Source organism: Paraburkholderia atlantica (assembly GCF_009362785.1).
Taxonomy (GTDB): Bacteria; Pseudomonadota; Gammaproteobacteria; order Burkholderiales; family Burkholderiaceae; genus Paraburkholderia; species Paraburkholderia atlantica.
The window spans coordinates 305,082-323,636 of sequence record NZ_WHNQ01000005.1 but is presented as its reverse complement, the minus strand read 5'-3'; the positions used below and the strand labels follow the sequence as shown (position 1 = coordinate 323,636).

Genomic DNA, 18,555 nt, shown 5'->3' with positions numbered 1-18,555 from the left:
ATCTAACAACGTGCCAGCCACATACGCAGTTCGCCTGCGAACTGCGTGCGCCGATTCTGCGCGAGATGTTGCCCGATCATGATCGTCTGCCCGCGCGAGACCAGCTTGATCTGATCGCGCGGCGTTGCGCCCGGCTCTATCCGCACCCAGCGCGGATTGAATTCGAACTGCGTAATCTGCTCGGCGCTGACCTGCTCGATCACGAGCCGGTTCGGAAACAACCGGATGCGCTCGTAATCGACAGCATGACGCGCATATATTGCAAACGCGATACCTACCGCCAGCAATTCGATTCCGGTGAACGGCAACACCAGCCAGGCGCCGACCAGAACCAGCATGAATGCAATTGCCAACGAGAACAACGCAAGCGACACGTACAGACAGACGAACTGCCGCGGCGACATCGAACAGTTGCGCTTCATGGTCCAGTCCTTGAGGACCGGCTCAGAATCCGCCAGCAGATGATCTGATGCGCCCATCGCTGCCTCCTGCGATTCGTCGCGTCCGGCCTGCCTTCTTTTACTTCCGGATGCATCTCGCGGCCGCCGCTCATGTCACTGTTTACAGCATCAATCGCGACCGCGCCAACCCCTACCGCATCACTTCATTTTGCAGCCCTGCGCCTCGGGCTTGCCACCGTAAATGTGGGAACGTCGGGTGACAAACTGACGCATTATAGGCGCGATCCATAGCATCGACAAGCAAGCCCCGATCGGCCCGCAAGCCCGGCGCGACAAGCCTTCGCGCCATTTTGCCCGGCATTTTGCGGCTCTTTCGGAGGGCAAATCCCAGGCATAACGGATGTCCTCTTTACCGCTTTTGCAACAGGTCAACCGCACCGTCGGCAAGCAGTTGATGAGCGCGCCGCAATCTGCTACCCACGCTTGCCCGGACCTCGTCCGATGTCCTCGAGCCGCACGATGCCATGTCCTTCGGCCGTGGTGCGCGGCACCGCTTTCCATGCGTGTCCGTAGATCACCTCGAAGGTCAGCGCGATCGTACCGTCGGCGCGCCGGCGCGCTTCGAGCGCGGCGAGCAAGGCTTTGTGCAACCGACGCGCGAGCGCACCGTCATGCGCATCGCGCTCGAACGGGTATGCGCCCCAGCGGCGCACGTCCGCGAGCAGCGACTCGGGCGACTTGTAGGTGATCGTCAGCGTCTCCTGGTCCATCACCGGAATCTCGAAGCCGGCCTCGACGAGCATGTCGCCGAGATCATGCATGTCGACGAAGTCGATCACATGCTTGCGCGACGCGACGCCGTGCGCGGCCTCGATCTCGGCGTAGGCGCCGCGCAATTCCTTCAGCGTGTCGGGGCCGAGCGTACTGAACATCAGCAGGCCGTTGACCTTCAACACGCGCTGCCATTCGGGAAAGACCAGATCCGGCCGCGAGTGCCAGTGCAGCGCAAGGTTGGACCAGATGAATTCGAATGCGCCGGCCGCGAACGGCAGCGCGGAGAAATCAGCTTGCGCGAAGCGCGGACCACGCGCGCCGAGCGCCTTGCCGAGCGAAGGGGGAAGAAAGCGCCGCCAACTGGTGTCACCGGCGTCGTGACGCAGCGCGCGGCGGAGCATGCCGTGCGACAGATCGGCGCCGAACACGGGCGCCTCGGGGAAGCGGGCGCGCAATGCCGGGATGTCTTCGCCCGCGCCGCAGCCGGCGTCGAGCACGCTCGAGGGCGCGACCTTGATGTAATCGAGACGCTCGCGCATGCGCTGTGCAATCTCGCGCGGCAGGAACGCAACGTCATCGAAGATGGCGGCGCGACGGTCGAAAATACGCCTGAGGCGCCGTGAATCGTAGGCCGGACGGCCAGATTGAGCGGATGTTGGGGACATGTGTGTCGTGCTGGCGTGAGCTCGAAGTATACTCGTTCGTTCCCCTCCATTCAGCGTGAACGGCTTTCAGCGGCACTCACTCGTGCGATTCCAGTCATTTTCTTCATCGTGTCGAAATCAGGTGGCGCGTGTCGCGCGCGGTCTGTATTCGGCATGGCCACGCGCCTTGAACGTCGCGCTGCCGAACCTGTGCGCGTTATGCGGCAATATGTCGCATAAGACGCTGTGCGACGGTTGCGACGCGGCCTACTGGAACGAGAGCCGCCTGCGCTGCAGCGTTTGTGCGGTGCCCTTGCCGGCGTCACGCTGGGTCGCTCAGGCGCGGTATCGCTGCGCGGATTGCGTGGCCGAGCCGCCGTCGTTCGACGCGAGCTTCGCGCTCGCGGACTATCGGGCGCCGCTCGATACGCTCGCTGTCGGCCTGAAGTTCCGCGCCCGGTTGATGCTCGCGCGCGACTTCGCGCAACGTCTCGCGCGGCTCGCTCGGGACAACTGGCGCGACGCGGCCGAGCGGCCCGACGTGATCGCGCCCGTGCCGCTCGCCAGTCGCCGTCTGGTCGAGCGCGGCTATAACCAGGCCTGGCAGATTGCGCGGCCGCTCGCGGGGGCGCTCGCCGTGCGCAGCGACGCGACGCTGCTCGAACGAACGCTCGACACCGTGCCGCAATCGCGCCTCGATCTCGATGCGCGCCGGCACAACGTCGGGCGCGCGTTTCGCATTGCGCGCCCGGTGCGCGGCTCGCACGTCGGCATCGTCGACGACGTGATGACGAGCGGCGCGACGCTCGAAGCGCTCGCGCATACGCTGAAGGCCGCAGGCGCGCGGCGGGTCACGAACTTCGTCGCGCTGCGCACTCCGAAAAACTAGCTTTTACGTGGTCCCCTTATGTTCAACGTCGTTCTCGTAGAACCAGAAATTCCGCCCAACACCGGCAACGTGATTCGCCTGTGCGCGAATACCGGCGCCCGACTGCACCTGATCGAGCCGCTCGGCTTCCCTCTCGACGACACCAAGATGCGGCGCGCCGGCCTCGACTATCACGAGTACGCGGAAATGCACGTTCACACCGATTGGGACGCGTTCATCGCGAAAGAAACGCCCGACCCGTCGCGCATGTTCGCGTTCACCACACGCGGCTCGGGGCGCTTTCACGACCACGCGTTTCAACCGGGCGACTGGTTCGTGTTCGGCGCCGAAACGCGCGGCCTGCCCGACACGGTGCTCGAGCGCTTTGCGAACGAACAGCGCGTGCGTCTGCCGATGCGTCCTGGCAATCGCAGTCTGAATCTGTCGAATACGGTGGCGGTCGTGGTGTTCGAAGCGTGGCGTCAGGCCGGCTTCGAGGGCGGCGCCTGACGGCGTTCGAGCTCGGCCTCGTAGCGCGCGAACATCGCGTCGTCGAAACACGCGAACGTCACGTGCTTCATGTGGGGCGTGCGCGGCAACGTGTTGAGCACGGTCCCGACCGCGATGCTGACCGCATCGTCGGCGGGGAAACGGTAGATGCCGCAACTGATCGCGGGAAACGCAATGCTCGTGCAATGCGTCTCGCGCGCGATTTCGAGCGAGCGCTGATAGCACGATGCGAGCAGGTCGGCTTCGCCATGCGCGCCGCCGCGCCACACCGGACCGACCGCATGGATCACATGCTTCGCGGGCAGCCGATAACCAGCGGTGATTTTGGCGTCGCCGGTCGCGCAGCCGCCGAGCGTTTCGCATTCGCGCAGCAACTCCTTGCCGGCCGCGCGATGAATCGCGCCATCCACACCGCCGCCGCCGAGCAGCGACGTATTCGCGGCATTGACGATCGCATCGACGGCGAGCGTCGTGATATCGACCACGCGCGCTTCGAGCGTGCATGTGCCGTGACTAAGATTGAAGGTGGGCATGGGAACCTCGCTGACCCGAGTTTCGATAACGAAGTGGACAGCCAGGTGAGGCAGCCGTTCAACGCGAAATGCGCTAAACGGCTGAAAGAAAAGACTTTATTCGGCCTTCGAATCGCGCCGCAGCAGCGCGCTGACCGCATCGCGCGGCGCCACGCCGTCGAACAGCACCGCGCAGACCGCTTGGGTGATCGGCATTTCGATTGCATGGGCGCGTGCGATCGACAGGACCGCCTTCGCGCAGCGCACGCCTTCGGCAACGTGACCGAGGCCGCCGAGAATGTCGTCGAGCGTGCGGCCCGTGGCGAGTTGCAGGCCCACGGTGCGGTTGCGCGACAGATCGCCAGTCGCGGTCAAAATCAGATCGCCCAGGCCGGTCAGCCCGGTAAAGGTTTCCGCGCGCCCACCTAGCGTCACGCCAAGACGCGACATTTCGGCGAGGCCGCGGGTGATCAGCGCCGCGCGTGCGTTGAGGCCGAGGCCGAGGCCATCGGCGATGCCCGTCGCTATGGCGAGCACGTTTTTCACCGCGCCGCCCACTTCGACGCCGACGACGTCATCGCCGGTATAGATGCGCATCGCGCCGTGATGGAACGCCGCGACCGTGCGTTCGCGGCACGCCGACGACGAACTCGCGATCGTCAACGCTACCGGCAGCCCCTGCCCGACTTCGCGCGCGAAGCTCGGTCCGGACAACACGCCGTTGCTCGCATGCTCGGGCAACTCCGCCGCCACCGCCTGATGCGGCAACAACTGTGAATCCGCTTCGAAACCCTTGCACAGCCACACGATATGCGCGGGCACCTTGCCCGCATCGCGCATCGCACGCAACAGACCGCGCAGGCCAGCCACGGGAGTCGCGACCACGCACAGCGCAGCGTCGGCGAGCGCGTGATCGAGCGCCGCATTGAGATCCGCTTCGTAGCGAAGCGCGGGCGGCAACGCGACGCCCGGCAGATAGCGGGCGTTTTCGTGCGAAGTGGAAAGCTCGGTGATGAGCGCGGACTCGCGCGCCCACAACACCGTGTCGTGCCTTACGGCCAGATGGCCAGCGAGGGCGGTGCCCCAGGCGCCAGCGCCGAGAACGGCGACCTTCATAGCCGGCACTACCTGCGGCGCCTTAATGCGTGACGCCGTTTTGCGCCGCGCCGCCCTGCTGGGCCGCGCTCATTTGCGCGAGACGCTGCTCGTACAGCGCCTGGAAGTTGATCTCGGCGAGGTGGATCGGCGGGAAGCCGGCGCGGGTGATCGCGTCGGCGATGTTCGAGCGCAAGTACGGGAACAGGATGGTCGGGCACGCGATGCCGACGAGCGGATCGATCTGCTCGGCAGGAATGTTGCGAATGTCAAAAATGCCGGCCTGTTTCGCTTCGATCAGGAACGCGACCTTGTCCGACACCTTGGCCGTGACCGTGCCCGTCACCAGGATCTCGAACACGGATTCCGCGAGGCGCTCGGCCTTCACGTCGACTTCGACTTCGACCGACGGCATTTCCTGCTCGAGGAAGATCGCCGGCGAATTCGGCTGCTCGAGCGACATGTCCTTCAGATAAATGCGCTGGATGTTGAAGAACGGCTGGTTATTCTCGTCGGACATGATGGTGATTCCTGATAGGTATGCGTGGCGGCGGCCGATGCACGCATGGGCCGCCAGATTATTGCGCCGGCTCGCCGGCTCCGCGAGGAGCGCACGCGCCGGCTTATCGAATGGTCCGCCCGCTCGCGCGGCGCGAAACGCGCGAACTCAGGCTGCTTCGAGCAGCGGCGTCAGACCGCCCGCGCGATCGAGCGCGGAAAGATCATCATAGCCGCCGACATGCGTCTCGCCGATGAACACCTGCGGCACCGTGCGACGACCGGTCCGGGTCATCATCTCCTCACGACGGGCCGGGTCTTTATCGATCAGTACTTTCTCAACGTGCTCGACGCCGCGCGACTTTAAAAGACGTTCGGCCATCTGGCAATACGGGCACACCTGGGTGCTGTACATGATCACTTTGTTCACTTGGCTGCTCCTTGTTTCACAACCGGCATACCGGCTTTCTGCCAGGCGTCGACGCCGCCCTCGAGAACATGGACTTCCGCGTATCCCGCTTCCTGCACGATACGCGCTGCCTTGTTCGACTGCTGGCCGGTCTGGCATACCAGCAGCACCGGGTTGCTCTTGTTCTTCGCGAGTTGCGTGACTTTCGCCTGCAACTCCGCGAATTCGAAATGCCGTGCCGAGGGCAGGTGCCCCTTGGCGTAATCGGCGGACGGCCGCAGATCGATGACCGCCGCGTTGCGCCGGTTGATCAGTTGGGTAGCTTCAGCGGCCGACAGGCCGCCACGTCCACGCCGACTGATGGTCGGCCACAGCAGCAACCCACCAGAGATAAGGACGATTGCGATCAGGACAAGGTTTGTGTATTCGGTGAAAAACTTCACGGAAGATCCGCCGGAAAGAGAGAAATCGAAAAGGTCAACCCGAGCATTATAAAATAACCGTTTGACGCGATGGCGATGCGCCGCCAGAGGCACCGCACAGCGCAAGACCGCTTCCTCACTACCGACCGGCAACTCACATGTACAAACTCGTTCTCATCCGCCACGGCGAATCGACGTGGAACAAGGAAAACCGCTTTACCGGCTGGGTCGACGTCGACCTCACCGAGCAGGGCAACCTCGAGGCGCAGCAGGCGGGCGTGCTGCTCAAGGAATCTGGATACACGTTCGACATCGCCTATACGTCGGTGCTGAAGCGCGCGATCCGCACGCTGTGGCACGTGCAGGACAAGATGGACCTGATGTACCTGCCCGTCGTGCATTCGTGGCGCCTGAACGAGCGCCACTACGGCGCGCTGTCGGGTCTGAACAAGGCCGAAACGGCCGCCAAATTCGGCGACGAACAGGTGCTGGTCTGGCGCCGCAGCTACGACACGCCGCCGCCCGCGCTCGAGCCGACCGACGAGCGCGCGCCGTACACCGACCCGCGCTACGCCAAGGTGCCGCGCGAGCAACTGCCGCTGACCGAGTGCCTGAAAGACACGGTCGCGCGCGTGCTGCCGCTGTGGAACGAGTCGATTGCGCCGGCCATCAAGTCAGGCCGCAGCATCCTGATCGCCGCGCACGGCAACTCGATCCGCGCGCTGGTCAAGTACCTCGACAACATCTCGGACAGCGACATCGTCGGCCTGAACATTCCGAACGGCGTGCCGCTCGTCTATGAACTCGACGAAGATCTGAAGCCGATCAAGCACTACTATCTCGGCGACCAGGACGCGATCGCGAAGGCACAAGCCGCGGTCGCGAGCCAGGGCAAGGCGGGCTGACCGAGCGTTTCCGGCCGCGGGCCCCTCGCGACGAAAGCGCGCGGGGCCGCACGGAGACAACCGGCCCGGCAAGAAATACTGTATTGCGCCCGGCGGTCAGATTTAGCGGTCCGCCGCAGAGATCACCGTAGCGGCGACCGCATCCGCTGGCCTTCTGCGGCAAGTGTCGGTTCCGCACCGTCGGGTGACATATCGCACCGCTCGCCATCCGCGGGCCGGTTCGCAAGAACCAGGACCTTCCCGTACTGTCGAAGCACGATTGCCTGCACCGCGCCCTGAGCAGGCGGGTGTGCAGTTATACTTGTCCGTCCAATCTTTATCGACGCTGCCACGCGCTTCCGACCGCAACAGACTCTATGCGAAAGAACCTGAAAAATTTCGGCCTGATTGCCGCGGGCCTTGCTACCGGTGTCTTTGCCACCTTGCAATTCTCCGCCTCGGCCCAGCAACCCGCTAGCGCCGCGATCGCTCCGCTGCCGCTAGACCAGCTCAGGCTCTTCGCCGAAGTGTTCGGGCAGATCAAGCACGAATACGTCGAACCGGTCGACGACAAGAAGCTCCTCACCGCCGCGATCAAGGGCATGGTGTCGAGCCTCGACCCGCACTCGTCGTACCTCGACAAGACCGACTACGAAGAGCTGCAGGAGCAGACCAAGGGCCGCTTCGCGGGCCTCGGCATCGAAATTTCGTCGGAAGACGGCCTGATCAAGGTGATTTCGCCAATCGAAGACACGCCCGCGTTCCGCGCCGGCATCCGTCCGGGCGACCTGATCACGCGCATCAACGACAAGCCCGTGCGCGGCATGACGCTCGACCAGGCGGTCAAGCAGATGCGCGGCGAGCCGGGCACCAAGGTCACGCTGACCATCTTCCGCAAGACCGACGACCGCACGTTCCCGCTCACCGTCACGCGCGCAATCATCAAGGTGCAGTCGGTGAAGGGCAAAATCGTTGCGCCGGGCTTCGCGTACGTGCGCATCACGAGCTTCCAGGAGCGCACCACGCCTGACCTCGCGGCCAAGCTGCAGGATCTCGCGCGCCAGGAGCCGAACCTGAAGGGCCTCATCCTCGACCTGCGCAACAATGGTGGCGGTCTGCTGCAAAGCGCGGTCGGCGTCGCGGGCGCGTTCCTGCCGCCGAATTCGGTGGTGGTGTCGACCAACGGCCAGATTCCGGATTCGAAGCAGATCTATCGCGACACCTACGATAACTACCGTCTGCAATCGTTCGACAGCGATCCGCTGAAGGACGTCCCGGCCATCTTCAAGACCGTGCCGATGATCGTGCTGACCAACGCGTACTCGGCGTCGGCATCGGAAATCGTCGCGGGCGCGCTGCAGGATCAGCACCGCGCGCTGCTTCTCGGCAAGACCACGTTCGGCAAGGGCTCGGTGCAAACCGTACGCCCCATGACGGCGGACACCGCACTGCGACTGACCACCGCGTATTACTACACGCCGAGCGGCCGTTCGATCCAGAACAAGGGCATCCGCCCCGATCTTCCGGTCGATCAATACGCGGACGGCGATCCGGACGACGCGCTCGTTACCCGCGAAGTCGACTACTCGAATCACCTTGCGAACACGCAGGACCCGAACGAGAAGAAGGAAGCGGAGAAACGCGAGTCGGAGCGCATGGAGCAGTTGCGTCAGCTCGAAGAGCAGAACGACAAGAAGACGCCGGAACAGCGCCAGAAGGAACGCGAACGCAAGCCGGTCGAGTTCGGTTCGAACGACGACTTCATGCTGCAGCAGGCGGTCGGCAAGCTCGAAGGCAAGCCGGTTCAGGAATCGAAGTCGCTGATGGAACGCCGGCTCGCACAGAACAAGCCGGGCACGTCGGCCTCCGCGCCGGTGGCGGTGAAGCCGACGCAACCGGTGCCGGGCGCATCGGGACCGGCGCCGGCTTCGGCTCCGGCTCCGGCTCCCGCTGGCAAATAAGCAGCGAACCCGCGCGTGTCTTCGCAGCACAATAGTCTGCGAAGACACGCCGCAGCAGTTTCAGCAAAAGCCGCCGCTCAACCGGCGGCGCCTCACGGCAAACCGCAACATCCACCCTCCCCGCGCGATTAAAATAACAGCCACGAATGCGCGCCGCGGCCCCTCGGCCTGCCTCTCCTTGCGCGACACCGCGACCTAGCGACACACCCCACGCGCCCCGCCATGAACGACGATCAACTCCTTCGCTACTCCCGCCACATCCTTGTCGACGAAATCGGCATCGAGGCACAGCAGCGTTTTATCGACGCCCACGCGATCATCGTCGGCGCGGGCGGGCTCGGTTCGCCGGCCGCGATGTATCTCGCGGCGGCGGGCGTCGGCCGTCTGACGCTCGTCGATGCCGATACCGTCGACCTGACCAATCTGCAGCGCCAGATCCTGCACGTCAGCGCGTCGGTTGGACGCAGCAAGGTCGAATCCGGGCGCGAAATGCTCGCGCAGATCAATCCCGAGGTCGTCGTCAACGCTGTGGCTGAGCGCGTCGACGATGCGTGGCTCGATCGCGAGGTGCCCCACGCGAATGTCGTGCTCGATTGCACCGACAACTTCGCGACGCGTCACGCGATCAACCGCGCGTGCGTCAAGCATCGCGTGCCGCTCGTGTCGGGCGCTGCGCTGCGCTTCGACGGCCAGATCAGCACTTTCGACTTCCGCGACGAAGCGTCGCCATGCTACGCGTGCGTGTTTCCCGAAGATCAGCCGTTCGAGGAAGTCGCCTGCTCGACGATGGGCGTGTTCGCGCCGACGGTCGGCATCGTCGGTTCGATGCAGGCTGCCGAAGCGCTGAAGCTCATCGGCGCAATCGGCACCCCGCTCGTGGGCCGCCTGACGATGCTCGATTCGCTGCGGATGGAATGGAACACCATGCGCATCGGACGTCAGCCGGATTGCCCGGTGTGCGGCCGCGCGCACGGGTCCTGAGGCCGTTCTACACTGCCCGTCCGAGCGACACCGAAATAGAAAAACGCCGCACATTGCGGCGTTTTCGTTCAGCGAGGCGCGACGAAGCGCGTCGGATTCAAACCAGTGCGACCCGCTTGAGCGCCGCCTGCACCTCTTCCGGCTCGAACGAAGCCAGCACGTCGGCCACGGGCTTTTCGAGCGTCTTCAGATGCGAGCGCAGCACCTCCTGCTTGACCTCGAGCAGTTGGCTCGGATGCATCGAAAACTCGGTCAGGCCCATGCCGAGCAACAGACGCGTCAACGCCGGATCGCCCGCCATCTCTCCGCACACGGAGACGGGCACACCTGCCCGCTTCGCCTCGCGCAGCGTGAACGCGATCAGATGCAGCACGGCCGGATGCAGCGGGTCGTATAGATGCGCGACCGCGTTGTCCGCGCGATCGATCGCGAGCGTGTACTGGATCAGATCGTTGGTGCCGATCGACAGGAAATCGAGTCGCTTCAGGAACAGCGGCAATGCGATCGCCGCGGCCGGAATCTCGATCATCGCGCCGACCTGCACGTTCGGATCGTAAGCGATACCCGCGTCGTCCAGTTGACGCTTGGCTTCGCGGATCAGATCGAGTGTCTGGTCGATTTCCTGCGCGTGCGCGAGCATCGGGATCAGGATCTTCACCTTGCCGAACGCCGACGCGCGCAGGATCGCGCGCAGCTGCGTGAGGAACATCTGCGGCTCGGACAGGCTCCAGCGAATCGCGCGCAAACCGAGCGCCGGATTCACGGCGGTCTCGTAGCCGTCGCCGCCGCCCATCGAATCGAGCGGTTTGTCGGCGCCGACGTCGATCGTGCGGATCGTGACCGGCAAGCCGTTCATCAGCTCGACCGCGCGACGATACGCGCTGAACTGCTCCTCCTCTTCGGCCATCCGGTCCTTGTGATTCATGAACAGGAACTCGGTGCGAAACAGACCCACGCCGGTCGCGCCCGATTCGATCGCCGCGCGCGCGTCGTCCGGCAACTCGATGTTCGCGCACAGTTCGATGCGCGTGCCGCACAGCGTTTGCGTCGGCGAGAACTTGAGCCGTTGCAGTTTGCGCTGCTCGAGCTCCTTCTCGCTTTGGCGATACGAGTATTCCTCGAGCACGATCGGCGCGGGGTCGACGATCACGATGCCGTGGTCGCCATCGACGATGATCAGATCGTCCTGGCGGATCAGCGCGCTCGCATGCTGCACGCCGACCGCGGCCGGAATGCCGAGGCTGCGCGCGACGATAGCGGTATGCGACGTGCGCCCGCCGAGATCGGTGACGAAGCCCTGGAACGTCTGCGTCTTGAACTGCATCATGTCGGCGGGCGCGATGTCGTGCGCGACGACGATCATTTCATCGCACGCGCCATGCACGTTGTCGACGATGCCCGGCGCGCCCGCCAGCGCCTTCAGCACGCGCTCGACGACCTGTTCGATGTCGGCTTTGCGTTCGCGCAGGTATTCGTCTTCGATGTCGTCGAAATGGCGCGAGAGTCTTTCGAGCTGTTCGGTCAGCGCCCACTCGACGTTGTAGCGGCGCGTGCGGATCAAGTCGATGGTTTCCTGAACGAGCATCACGTCGTTCAGGATCATCATGTGAACGTCGATGAACGCGCCCATTTCAGTAGGAGCATCCGCGGCGAGATCGGCGCGCAATACGTTGAGTTCTTCATGCACGCGTTGCTGAGCCGCGCGAAAGCGCCCGACCTCCCCTTCGATCTGCGCGGGTTCGATCAGATAGTGGTCTACGTCGAGTGCTGCCGGGGCGATCAGATAGGCCCGCCCAATGGCGATACCGCGTGACACGGGAATTCCATGCAGCGTGAATGACACGCGCACCTCCTCTAGTTGTGTAATGCCGCGGCAAACCGCTGCAATGCTCTCAGACTGTACTTGGCATTATAAATTCCGCGCCTTTTTGAAGTATGCCGGCGGTGTGTGCAGCGCAGCACGGGTAATCGCAATCAGGTGTCCTCGTACCGGCGAAGCTTCGCTCTATACGCGTCGCGCAGAACAATGGTTTAAACATTGAAAACGCGTGTCACCTTACGCGCATGTCGCCATACACGCGTGTGGCCTTACGCACTCTTCCCTGCGGCTTTCGCGCCGCTTGTACATCCCTTTAATGTCGATTAACCGCGGGCCTCTTCTGATATTCAAATGTCGGCGGCGAAAAAAAACCGCGGACTGAGCCGCGGCATTTTCGGAATTGTCGAACGCAAAGCGCGCCGCGTTATTGACCTTCGCCAAATTTATCGGCAATCAGTTTCAACAGCGCGTCCATCGCTTCCTGTTCGTCGGTACCTTCCGTTTCGATCAGCACGGTACTGCCGATGCCCGCGGCCAGCATCATCACGCCCATGATGCTCTTCGCGTTGATACGACGGCCATTGCGGCTCATCCAGATTTCCGCCTGGTAGTTGCCCGCGAGTTGCGTCAACTTGGCCGACGCGCGCGCGTGCAGCCCCAGCTTGTTCACAATTGTCGTTTCCTGTTGCAGCATGTGATGGTCCGAAGCGCGGGTGAATGAAATGGTGAAAGGTGAAACTGCAAAGCGGCTGCAATGTGCCTCACGCCGTTGCGATACCGCTTGAATCCGTCGAAGTTCGCCTCCGAACCAGCCCGAGTTACAAGCCGGGCGCGTCCGGCTTCTGCGTCAGATCGGCATCGGCCGGCAACGCGGGAACACAGTCGGCGGGCGCCGCGTCGGGCGGCAGCGCCGGCAGGCAATCGGCCGGGCACGCTGGCGCCGTGACCGGTTCCGGCGTCGCCGGTCCGATCGCGTGCACACCCTTGGTCGCGCCGGCGAGCGCCTTGTCGACGAGCGTGTCGAGCGGCGTCGCGCGATAGCAGACCGCGCGCACCAGCATCGGCAGATTGACGCCGCACAGCACGCGCACGTCCGGGACGGCGGCGAGCCGGCCTGCGATGTTGGCCGGCGTCGCGCCGAACATGTCAGTCAACACGAGCGCGCCGTTCTCTTCCTTCAACCGCGCGACTTCCGAATCCGCGAACGCGACGACCTGCGCGGGATCGCAATCCGGCGACACATCGATCACGCCGATACGCGCCGGCAAACCGCCATAGATGTGGGAAATGCAATCGCGCAACGCGGTGGCGAATGGAGCGTGCGCAATGATCAGAATGCCTGCCATGTCAGCCTTACTGCAAAAGAAACGGCCCCAAACCGTGGACCGGGACTAGAGCCCGGTTCGCCATCGCCCCGGACCGGCCGTGGGTCGCGAGGGCGCAGATGCATCGTCGGGCGAGCGGGCATTGTAGCAGCCTCATTTTCGCGCCAATCCCGACGGCGCGCCTGATGCGGATTTACTACCCAGATTGGGGGGTGCGGCCGGGCAATCAAGGCCGCTCGAGTCGCCGCTCAAGTCGGCGCGCGAGGCGTGTGCGCAGCCAGCGCCGCGCGTCAGCCGACCGCGCGCTCCAGCGCGTCGACGAACATCGCGGCGACGTCGAAGCCGGTCTGATCCATGATCTCGCGGAAACACGTCGGGCTCGTGACGTTGACTTCGGTGAGCCAGTCGCCGATCGCATCGAGCCCCACCAGCAGCAAGCCGCGCGCAGCCAGCACCGGCGCGAGGGTATCGGCGATCTTGCGATCCTGCTCGCTGAGCGGCCGCGCGACACCCAGTCCGCCGGCCGCCAGATTGCCGCGCACCTCATTACCCTGAGGAATGCGCGCGAGCGAGTACGGCACCGCTTCGCCGCCGATCAACAGGATGCGCTTGTCACCCTCCTTGATCTCGGGGATGAATTTCTGCGCCATCACCGAGCGCGCGCCGTCGTGGCTCAGCATTTCGACGATCGAGCCGAGGTTCATGCCGTCAGCCTTCACGCGGAACACGCCCATGCCGCCCATGCCGTCGAGCGGCTTCAGGATCACGTCGCCATGCTGCTCGTGAAACGCGCGCAGACGCGCCGGATCGCGCGTGACCACCGTCGGCGCGACGAACTGCGCGAACTCGCCGATCGCGAGCTTCTCGGAATGATCGCGAATCGCCTGCGGCTTGTTGAAGACGCGCGCGCCGCCACGCTCGGCCAGCTCGAGCAGCCACGTCGACGTCACGTATTCCATGTCGAACGGCGGGTCTTTGCGCATCACGACCGCGCCGAAGCTCGCCAGCGCGCGCGGCGCAGCGACATCGGCGGCGAACCAGACGTCACGATGCAGATCGGTGGTATCGCCGGTGATCGCGATGCGCTGCACGTTCGCTTCGACATCGCCGCCCGTCCACGCCAGATGCTTCGGCTCGCAGGTGTACACCGTGTGACCGCGGCGCGCCGCTTCGGCCATCATCGCGTAGGTCGAGTCTTTGTAAATCTTGAAATGGGCGAGCGGATCGGCGATGAAAAGAATGTCCATGAAAGTCCCGGTGCGCCCTGACGGGCGTGACATTGTTCGTCAATATAGTCTTTGAAGACGGCGATGGCGGCACGCATGCCGCCATCCTGCCGCACGAGGTGGCTTAGACCTGGATCGCTTCCGGATCGGTCTTCTCGAGTTCGACCGAGGCGGCCAGCAACCCGAGCCGCGCCACGACGCCATACATATAGAAGCGGTTCGGCGGCGCCGCGCCGGGCTTCGCGTGCGCATCGGGCAGCGCCGTATGTTCGAAGCCGAGCGGCACGAAGTGCATGCCCGGCGCGTTCAGATTCTGGTCGCGCTCGCGGCTGCCGTGCACGCGATAGAAGCCGCCCACCACATAGCGGTCGATCATGTAGACGACCGGCTCGGCGACTTCCTCGCCGATGCGCTCGAACGTGTACACGCCTTCCTGCACGATCACGTCGTGCACTTCGAGGCCGTCTTTGGTCGCGGCCATGCGCGTGCGTTCGCGCTTCGTCAGCGCGGCGACTTCCGACGCGTCGTGCACGGTCATCACGCCCATGCCGTAAGTGCCCGCATCCGACTTGATCACGACATACGGTTTTTCGGAGATGCCGTACTCGCGATACTTGCGCGCGATCTTCTTCAGCACGCCGTCGATCGCATCGGCAAGCGCTTCCTCGCCGGTGCGCTGCTGGAAGTCGACGCCCTCGACGTGCGCGAAGTACGGATTGATCATCCACGGATCGATCTCGACCATCTTCGCGAACTTCTTCGCGACGTCGTCATAGCACGAGAAATGCGTCGACTTGCGGCGCACCGCCCAGCCCGCGTGAAGCGGCGGCAGCAGGTACTGCTCGTGCAGATTCTCGAGCACGGGCGGAATACCGCCGGACAGGTCGTTGTTCAGCAGAATCGAGCAGGGGTCGAAGTTCTTCAGCCCCAGGCGCCGCTGCGAGCGCTCGAGCGGTTCGAGCACCAGTTTCTGGCCGTCGGACAACGCGATCGTGACCGGGCCGTTGATGGTTTCGTCGAGCGTGCCGAAGCGTACGTTCAGGCCCGCCTGGCGCATGATCGACGCGAGCCGGGCGACGTTTTCGAGGTAGAACGCGTTGCGTGTGTGGCGCTCCGGAATCACGAGCAGATTCTTCGCGTCCGGGCAGATCTTTTCAATCGAGGCCATCGCGGCCTGCACCGCGAGCGGCAGCACTTCCTGCGGCAGATTGTTGAAGGCGCCGGGAAACAGGTTGGTGTCGACCGGCGCGAGCTTGAAGCCCGCATTACGCAGATCGACGGAACAATAGAACGGCGGCGTGTGCTCCTGCCATTCAAGCCGGAACCAGCGTTCGATAGCGGGCGTGGCGTCGAGGATCTTCCGCTCGAGGTCGAGCAGCGGGCCGTTTAACGCCGTAACTAGGTGCGGAACCATTGATCACTCGCAGACTGGAGAAAAAAGATTGTAGAGCAAATGCTTTGTCCATTTGGGGACGGTTTCTCCATTCGCAAGCAGACTCGAATGCATTCTCCCTATCTCGATGATAGGCGCGGAAAATTACCGTTCGCAACCCGATCAGCAAGAAAAAAGCCCGCCATGAAGGCGGGCGAATTTGCTGCGCTTAACTTTTCCTGACTGGCGGGCCCGGGAGCGCGGGCCCGAAGCGGGACAGGTTTCCGTTATTCGACTTTCTCGCCGTGCAGGCTCACGTCGAGGCCTTCGCGCTCCTGCTCTTCGGTCACGCGGATGCCGATCACCATGTCGATGATCTTCAGCAGCACGAAGCTCACCACGCCGCTGTAGATCAGCGTCGTCAGCACGCCCTTCGCCTGCAGGATCAGGCTGCCGTCGAAGCCGCTAATGTCCTTGACCGCGAACACGCCGGTCAAGAGCGCACCAATGATCCCGCCCACGCAGTGCACGCCGAACGCGTCGAGTGAATCGTCGTAGCCGAGCTTGTGCTTGAGCCACGTGGCCGACCAGAAGCAGAGCACACCGGCGACAATGCCGATCACCAGCGCGCCAAGCGTGCCGACGAAGCCCGACGCCGGCGTTACCGCCACCAGACCCGCGACCGCGCCCGACACGATACCGAGCACCGACGGCTTACCCTTGGCCGCCCATTCGGCGAACATCCACGCGAGCGCCGCCGCGGCGGTCGCCACCTGCGTCGCGAACATCGCGAAGCCGGCACGGCCGTCCGCCGCCACCGCCGAACCCGCATTGAAGCCGAACCAGCCGACCCACAGCATCGCGCCACCGATCAGCGTCAGCGTCAGGTTGTGCGGCGCCATCGCCTCCTTGCCGTAGCCGATGCGCTTGCCCAGCACCAGACAGCAGACCAGACCTGCGATACCCGCGTTGATGTGCACCACCGTGCCGCCCGCGAAGTCGAGGATGCCCGCGGTAGCCAGCCAGCCGCTCGGCTCCCACACCATGTGCGCGATCGGCGAGTAGACGATGATCGACCACAGCGTCATGAACACCAGCATCGCCGAGAACTTCATGCGGTCAGCGAACGCACCGGTGATCAGCGCCGGCGTGATGATCGCGAAGGTCATCTGATAGACGAAGTAGACCGTCTCGGGGATCGTCGGCGCGAGATGGCTGACGGTCAGGGTCGTGGCCTTGTCGCCCTTGATGTAGTTCATGCCCGTCATGAACACCCGCGAGAAGCCGCCGATGAACGAGTTGCCCGGCGTGAACGCGATGCTGTAGCCCACCACGGTCCAGACGATCGTCACCAGACAGGTGATCGCGAAGCTTTGCATCAGCGTCGCGAGCACGTTCTTCTTGCGGACCATGCCGCCGTAGAACAGCGCGAGACCCGGGATCGTCATGAACAGCACCAGCGCGGTCGAGGTCAGCATCCACGCGGTGTCGCCGGAGTTGATCTTCGATGAATCGACCGAGAACGGGGCGGTCGGCGCGGCCGGCGCGGCGGCAGCGGCGGCCGATGCGTCGGTGGCGGCCGGTGCGCTTGCGGCCGGCGCGGCGGACGCATCGGCGGCGGGAGCCGAGGCAGCCGGGGCAGCAGCTGCGGCGGAGGCGTCCGGAGCAGGCGCGCTCGCCGTCGTATCGGGGGCGGAGGCGGCCGCGGGAGCGGACGCGTCGTCAGCCAGGGCGGTGCCGACACCGGCCACGAGCAGCGAGCCGGCCATCAGCAGGGACATCATTAGTTTGCGCATCTTGGTTTTCCTCTTGTCGCTATCCGTGTCGCTATGCTCTGATCTTTACAGAGCGTCCGCGCCGGTCTCGCCGGTGCGGATCCGAACCACCTGCTCGATCGGCGTGACGAAGATCTTGCCGTCGCCGATCTTGCCGGTACGCGCGGCGCGCTCGAGCGCCTCGATCGCCTGGTCCACGATGTCGTCCGATACCGCTGCTTCGATCTTCACCTTCGGCAGAAAGTCGACGACGTATTCGGCGCCCCGATACAGCTCGGTGTGGCCCTTCTGCCGCCCGAAGCCTTTGACTTCCGTGACCGTGATACCCGACACGCCGATTGCCGACAGGGCTTCGCGCGCTTCATCCAGCTTGAACGGCTTGATGATTGCGGTGATGAGTTTCATGAATTCCTCGCTAGTTGTTGCTGAACCGTTGCTGCCCGTTGCGTACCCCTTGACCGCGGTCTCCTGCGCTCCCGGTAAAAGTGCCCTGGCAGTGCGCGCGCGGCAGTAACAGCAACTCCTATGCCATGTTGTGTCAGACTGCGCGTCGCGCGCGTGGCGCAGCGCGCCCGGACGGCCTTGTCCGAACGGCCAGCGGCGCTGTCGGCGGTGGCGCGGCGGGGGGATCGTTGCTAGAGTGTTCGAACGTTCTGAACGCGAGGCGCGCACCAAACGCGCTCACGCGGCCGCGGCAGCGAAGGAGCCGCGCGCACCAGGATCGCCCATTCGCTGCCACGGAGAACGGGCGCAATGAAACATGCACATTTTTTGTGCACCAAGGGGAACACGATGAAACAACCGAACGACGTTTTTAACGACTTCCAGGCTCGCGTCAGCGATCTGTTCAAGAATTCGCCGGCCAAGGATGTCGAACGCAACGTCAAGGCAATGCTGTCGCAGGGCTTCTCGAAGCTCGATCTGGTCACGCGCGAGGAATTCGATACGCAGACCCAGGTGCTCGTGCGTACGCGCGCGCGCCTCGAAGAACTCGAGCGCCGCGTCGCCGAGCTCGAACAGAAACTGCCGCTCACGCAGACGCCGTAAGCACTGGTTGCAGCCTTCGCGCTGCGCAGTGC

At 64.1% G+C, this 18,555-nt stretch carries 20 protein-coding genes; 6 read left to right on the top strand and 14 right to left on the bottom strand.

The window, feature by feature from the left end:
* Positions 1-2 precede the first annotated feature (2 nt).
* On the bottom strand, positions 3-479 hold the full coding sequence (locus GCT19_RS10180) for a DUF2244 domain-containing protein (RefSeq protein ID WP_018434724.1): 477 nt from the start codon (positions 477-479) through the stop codon (positions 3-5).
* Positions 480-874: 395 nt separating this feature from the next.
* Positions 875-1,840 (bottom strand): methyltransferase domain-containing protein, encoded by a 966-nt coding sequence (locus GCT19_RS10175; protein ID WP_152851796.1) that lies wholly within the window; start codon positions 1,838-1,840, stop codon positions 875-877.
* A gap of 121 nt (positions 1,841-1,961) precedes the next feature.
* Between GCT19_RS10175 and GCT19_RS10170 the strand changes: the two genes are divergently transcribed.
* Both GCT19_RS10170 and trmL read left to right on the top strand, forming a co-directional pair.
* Positions 1,962-2,708, top strand: coding sequence for a ComF family protein (locus GCT19_RS10170; RefSeq protein WP_321576782.1), 747 nt, complete (start codon positions 1,962-1,964; stop codon positions 2,706-2,708).
* 18 nt (positions 2,709-2,726) lie between these two features.
* Entirely contained in the window at positions 2,727-3,197 is a 471-nt protein-coding gene (trmL, locus tag GCT19_RS10165) for a tRNA (uridine(34)/cytosine(34)/5-carboxymethylaminomethyluridine(34)-2'-O)-methyltransferase TrmL (protein WP_152851795.1), read from the top strand.
* Here trmL and GCT19_RS10160 read toward each other — a convergent pair.
* The 5 genes from GCT19_RS10160 to GCT19_RS10140 form a co-directional block, all read right to left on the bottom strand.
* A complete protein-coding gene (locus GCT19_RS10160) occupies positions 3,170-3,730 on the bottom strand; it encodes an O-acetyl-ADP-ribose deacetylase (protein ID WP_152851794.1) in 561 nt (186 codons plus the stop codon). The two genes, trmL and GCT19_RS10160, sit on opposite strands and share 28 nt — an antisense overlap.
* Before the next feature lie 96 nt (positions 3,731-3,826).
* On the bottom strand, positions 3,827-4,825 hold the full coding sequence (locus GCT19_RS10155) for an NAD(P)H-dependent glycerol-3-phosphate dehydrogenase (protein ID WP_152851793.1): 999 nt from the start codon (positions 4,823-4,825) through the stop codon (positions 3,827-3,829).
* Positions 4,826-4,847: 22 nt separating this feature from the next.
* Positions 4,848-5,324 (bottom strand): protein-export chaperone SecB, encoded by a 477-nt coding sequence (gene secB / locus GCT19_RS10150; protein ID WP_013088273.1) that lies wholly within the window; start codon positions 5,322-5,324, stop codon positions 4,848-4,850.
* A 147-nt stretch (positions 5,325-5,471) separates the two neighbouring features.
* Entirely contained in the window at positions 5,472-5,732 is a 261-nt protein-coding gene (grxC, locus tag GCT19_RS10145; protein ID WP_013088272.1) for a glutaredoxin 3, read from the bottom strand.
* The gene (locus GCT19_RS10140; protein ID WP_013088271.1) at positions 5,729-6,154 is read right to left on the bottom strand and encodes a rhodanese-like domain-containing protein; all 426 of its coding nucleotides are present in this window, start codon (positions 6,152-6,154) and stop codon (positions 5,729-5,731) included. The genes grxC and GCT19_RS10140 overlap by 4 nt, the downstream gene beginning before the upstream one ends.
* Positions 6,155-6,291: 137 nt before the next feature.
* Here GCT19_RS10140 and gpmA point away from each other — a divergent pair, with 137 nt between their 5' ends.
* The 3 genes from gpmA (at position 6,292) to GCT19_RS10125 (ending at position 9,959) form a co-directional block, all read left to right on the top strand.
* On the top strand, positions 6,292-7,038 hold the full coding sequence (gene gpmA, locus GCT19_RS10135) for a 2,3-diphosphoglycerate-dependent phosphoglycerate mutase (RefSeq protein ID WP_018434731.1): 747 nt from the start codon (positions 6,292-6,294) through the stop codon (positions 7,036-7,038).
* A gap of 356 nt (positions 7,039-7,394) precedes the next feature.
* Entirely contained in the window at positions 7,395-8,978 is a 1,584-nt protein-coding gene (locus GCT19_RS10130) for a S41 family peptidase (RefSeq protein ID WP_152851792.1), read from the top strand.
* A gap of 222 nt (positions 8,979-9,200) precedes the next feature.
* The gene (locus GCT19_RS10125) at positions 9,201-9,959 is read left to right on the top strand and encodes a HesA/MoeB/ThiF family protein (protein WP_152851791.1); all 759 of its coding nucleotides are present in this window, start codon (positions 9,201-9,203) and stop codon (positions 9,957-9,959) included.
* Between the two features lie 97 nt (positions 9,960-10,056).
* Here GCT19_RS10125 and ptsP read toward each other — a convergent pair whose 3' ends face one another.
* The 7 genes from ptsP to GCT19_RS10090 all read right to left on the bottom strand — a co-directional run bounded on the left by ptsP (position 10,057) and on the right by GCT19_RS10090 (position 17,881).
* Positions 10,057-11,802 (bottom strand): phosphoenolpyruvate--protein phosphotransferase, encoded by a 1,746-nt coding sequence (gene ptsP, locus GCT19_RS10120; RefSeq protein WP_013088267.1) that lies wholly within the window; start codon positions 11,800-11,802, stop codon positions 10,057-10,059.
* Between the two features lie 400 nt (positions 11,803-12,202).
* Positions 12,203-12,472 (bottom strand): HPr family phosphocarrier protein, encoded by a 270-nt coding sequence (locus tag GCT19_RS10115; RefSeq protein WP_013088266.1) that lies wholly within the window; start codon positions 12,470-12,472, stop codon positions 12,203-12,205.
* A 124-nt stretch (positions 12,473-12,596) separates the two neighbouring features.
* Entirely contained in the window at positions 12,597-13,124 is a 528-nt protein-coding gene (locus GCT19_RS10110; RefSeq protein WP_018434734.1) for a PTS sugar transporter subunit IIA, read from the bottom strand.
* Positions 13,125-13,393: 269 nt separating this feature from the next.
* The gene (gshB, locus tag GCT19_RS10105) at positions 13,394-14,350 is read right to left on the bottom strand and encodes a glutathione synthase (RefSeq protein WP_152851790.1); all 957 of its coding nucleotides are present in this window, start codon (positions 14,348-14,350) and stop codon (positions 13,394-13,396) included.
* Between the two features lie 103 nt (positions 14,351-14,453).
* A complete protein-coding gene (gene gshA / locus GCT19_RS10100) occupies positions 14,454-15,743 on the bottom strand; it encodes a glutamate--cysteine ligase (RefSeq protein ID WP_018434736.1) in 1,290 nt (429 codons plus the stop codon).
* 245 nt (positions 15,744-15,988) lie between these two features.
* Positions 15,989-17,497 carry an ammonium transporter gene (locus tag GCT19_RS10095; protein WP_152851789.1) on the bottom strand — a complete coding sequence of 503 codons (1,509 nt, stop codon included), beginning with the start codon at positions 17,495-17,497 and terminating at the stop codon, positions 15,989-15,991.
* Between the two features lie 45 nt (positions 17,498-17,542).
* Positions 17,543-17,881 (bottom strand): P-II family nitrogen regulator, encoded by a 339-nt coding sequence (locus GCT19_RS10090; protein ID WP_013088261.1) that lies wholly within the window; start codon positions 17,879-17,881, stop codon positions 17,543-17,545.
* A 387-nt stretch (positions 17,882-18,268) separates the two neighbouring features.
* Between GCT19_RS10090 and GCT19_RS10080 the strand changes: the two genes are divergently transcribed.
* Positions 18,269-18,523 carry an accessory factor UbiK family protein gene (locus GCT19_RS10080; protein ID WP_026228952.1) on the top strand — a complete coding sequence of 85 codons (255 nt, stop codon included), beginning with the start codon at positions 18,269-18,271 and terminating at the stop codon, positions 18,521-18,523.
* Positions 18,524-18,555: the final 32 nt, after the last annotated feature.

Bases quoted from the DNA above. Each gene is read 5' to 3' on its own strand.
- GCT19_RS10110 (WP_018434734.1), bottom strand. From the start codon at position 13,124: ATGGCAGGCATTCTGATCATTGCGCACGCTCCATTCGCCACCGCGTTG.
- GCT19_RS10175 (WP_152851796.1), bottom strand. From the start codon at position 1,840: ATGTCCCCAACATCCGCTCAATCTGGCCGTCCGGCCTACGATTCACGG.
- trmL (WP_152851795.1), top strand. From the start codon at position 2,727: ATGTTCAACGTCGTTCTCGTAGAACCAGAAATTCCGCCCAACACCGGC.
- GCT19_RS10080 (WP_026228952.1), top strand. From the start codon at position 18,269: ATGAAACAACCGAACGACGTTTTTAACGACTTCCAGGCTCGCGTCAGC.
- GCT19_RS10125 (WP_152851791.1), top strand. From the start codon at position 9,201: ATGAACGACGATCAACTCCTTCGCTACTCCCGCCACATCCTTGTCGAC.
- GCT19_RS10095 (WP_152851789.1), bottom strand. From the start codon at position 17,497: ATGCGCAAACTAATGATGTCCCTGCTGATGGCCGGCTCGCTGCTCGTG.
- GCT19_RS10115 (WP_013088266.1), bottom strand. From the start codon at position 12,472: ATGCTGCAACAGGAAACGACAATTGTGAACAAGCTGGGGCTGCACGCG.
- GCT19_RS10130 (WP_152851792.1), top strand. From the start codon at position 7,395: ATGCGAAAGAACCTGAAAAATTTCGGCCTGATTGCCGCGGGCCTTGCT.
- GCT19_RS10155 (WP_152851793.1), bottom strand. From the start codon at position 4,825: ATGAAGGTCGCCGTTCTCGGCGCTGGCGCCTGGGGCACCGCCCTCGCT.
- GCT19_RS10180 (WP_018434724.1), bottom strand. From the start codon at position 479: ATGGGCGCATCAGATCATCTGCTGGCGGATTCTGAGCCGGTCCTCAAG.
- gshB (WP_152851790.1), bottom strand. From the start codon at position 14,350: ATGGACATTCTTTTCATCGCCGATCCGCTCGCCCATTTCAAGATTTAC.
- GCT19_RS10160 (WP_152851794.1), bottom strand. From the start codon at position 3,730: ATGCCCACCTTCAATCTTAGTCACGGCACATGCACGCTCGAAGCGCGC.
- gpmA (WP_018434731.1), top strand. From the start codon at position 6,292: ATGTACAAACTCGTTCTCATCCGCCACGGCGAATCGACGTGGAACAAG.
- GCT19_RS10090 (WP_013088261.1), bottom strand. From the start codon at position 17,881: ATGAAACTCATCACCGCAATCATCAAGCCGTTCAAGCTGGATGAAGCG.
- secB (WP_013088273.1), bottom strand. From the start codon at position 5,324: ATGTCCGACGAGAATAACCAGCCGTTCTTCAACATCCAGCGCATTTAT.
- gshA (WP_018434736.1), bottom strand. From the start codon at position 15,743: ATGGTTCCGCACCTAGTTACGGCGTTAAACGGCCCGCTGCTCGACCTC.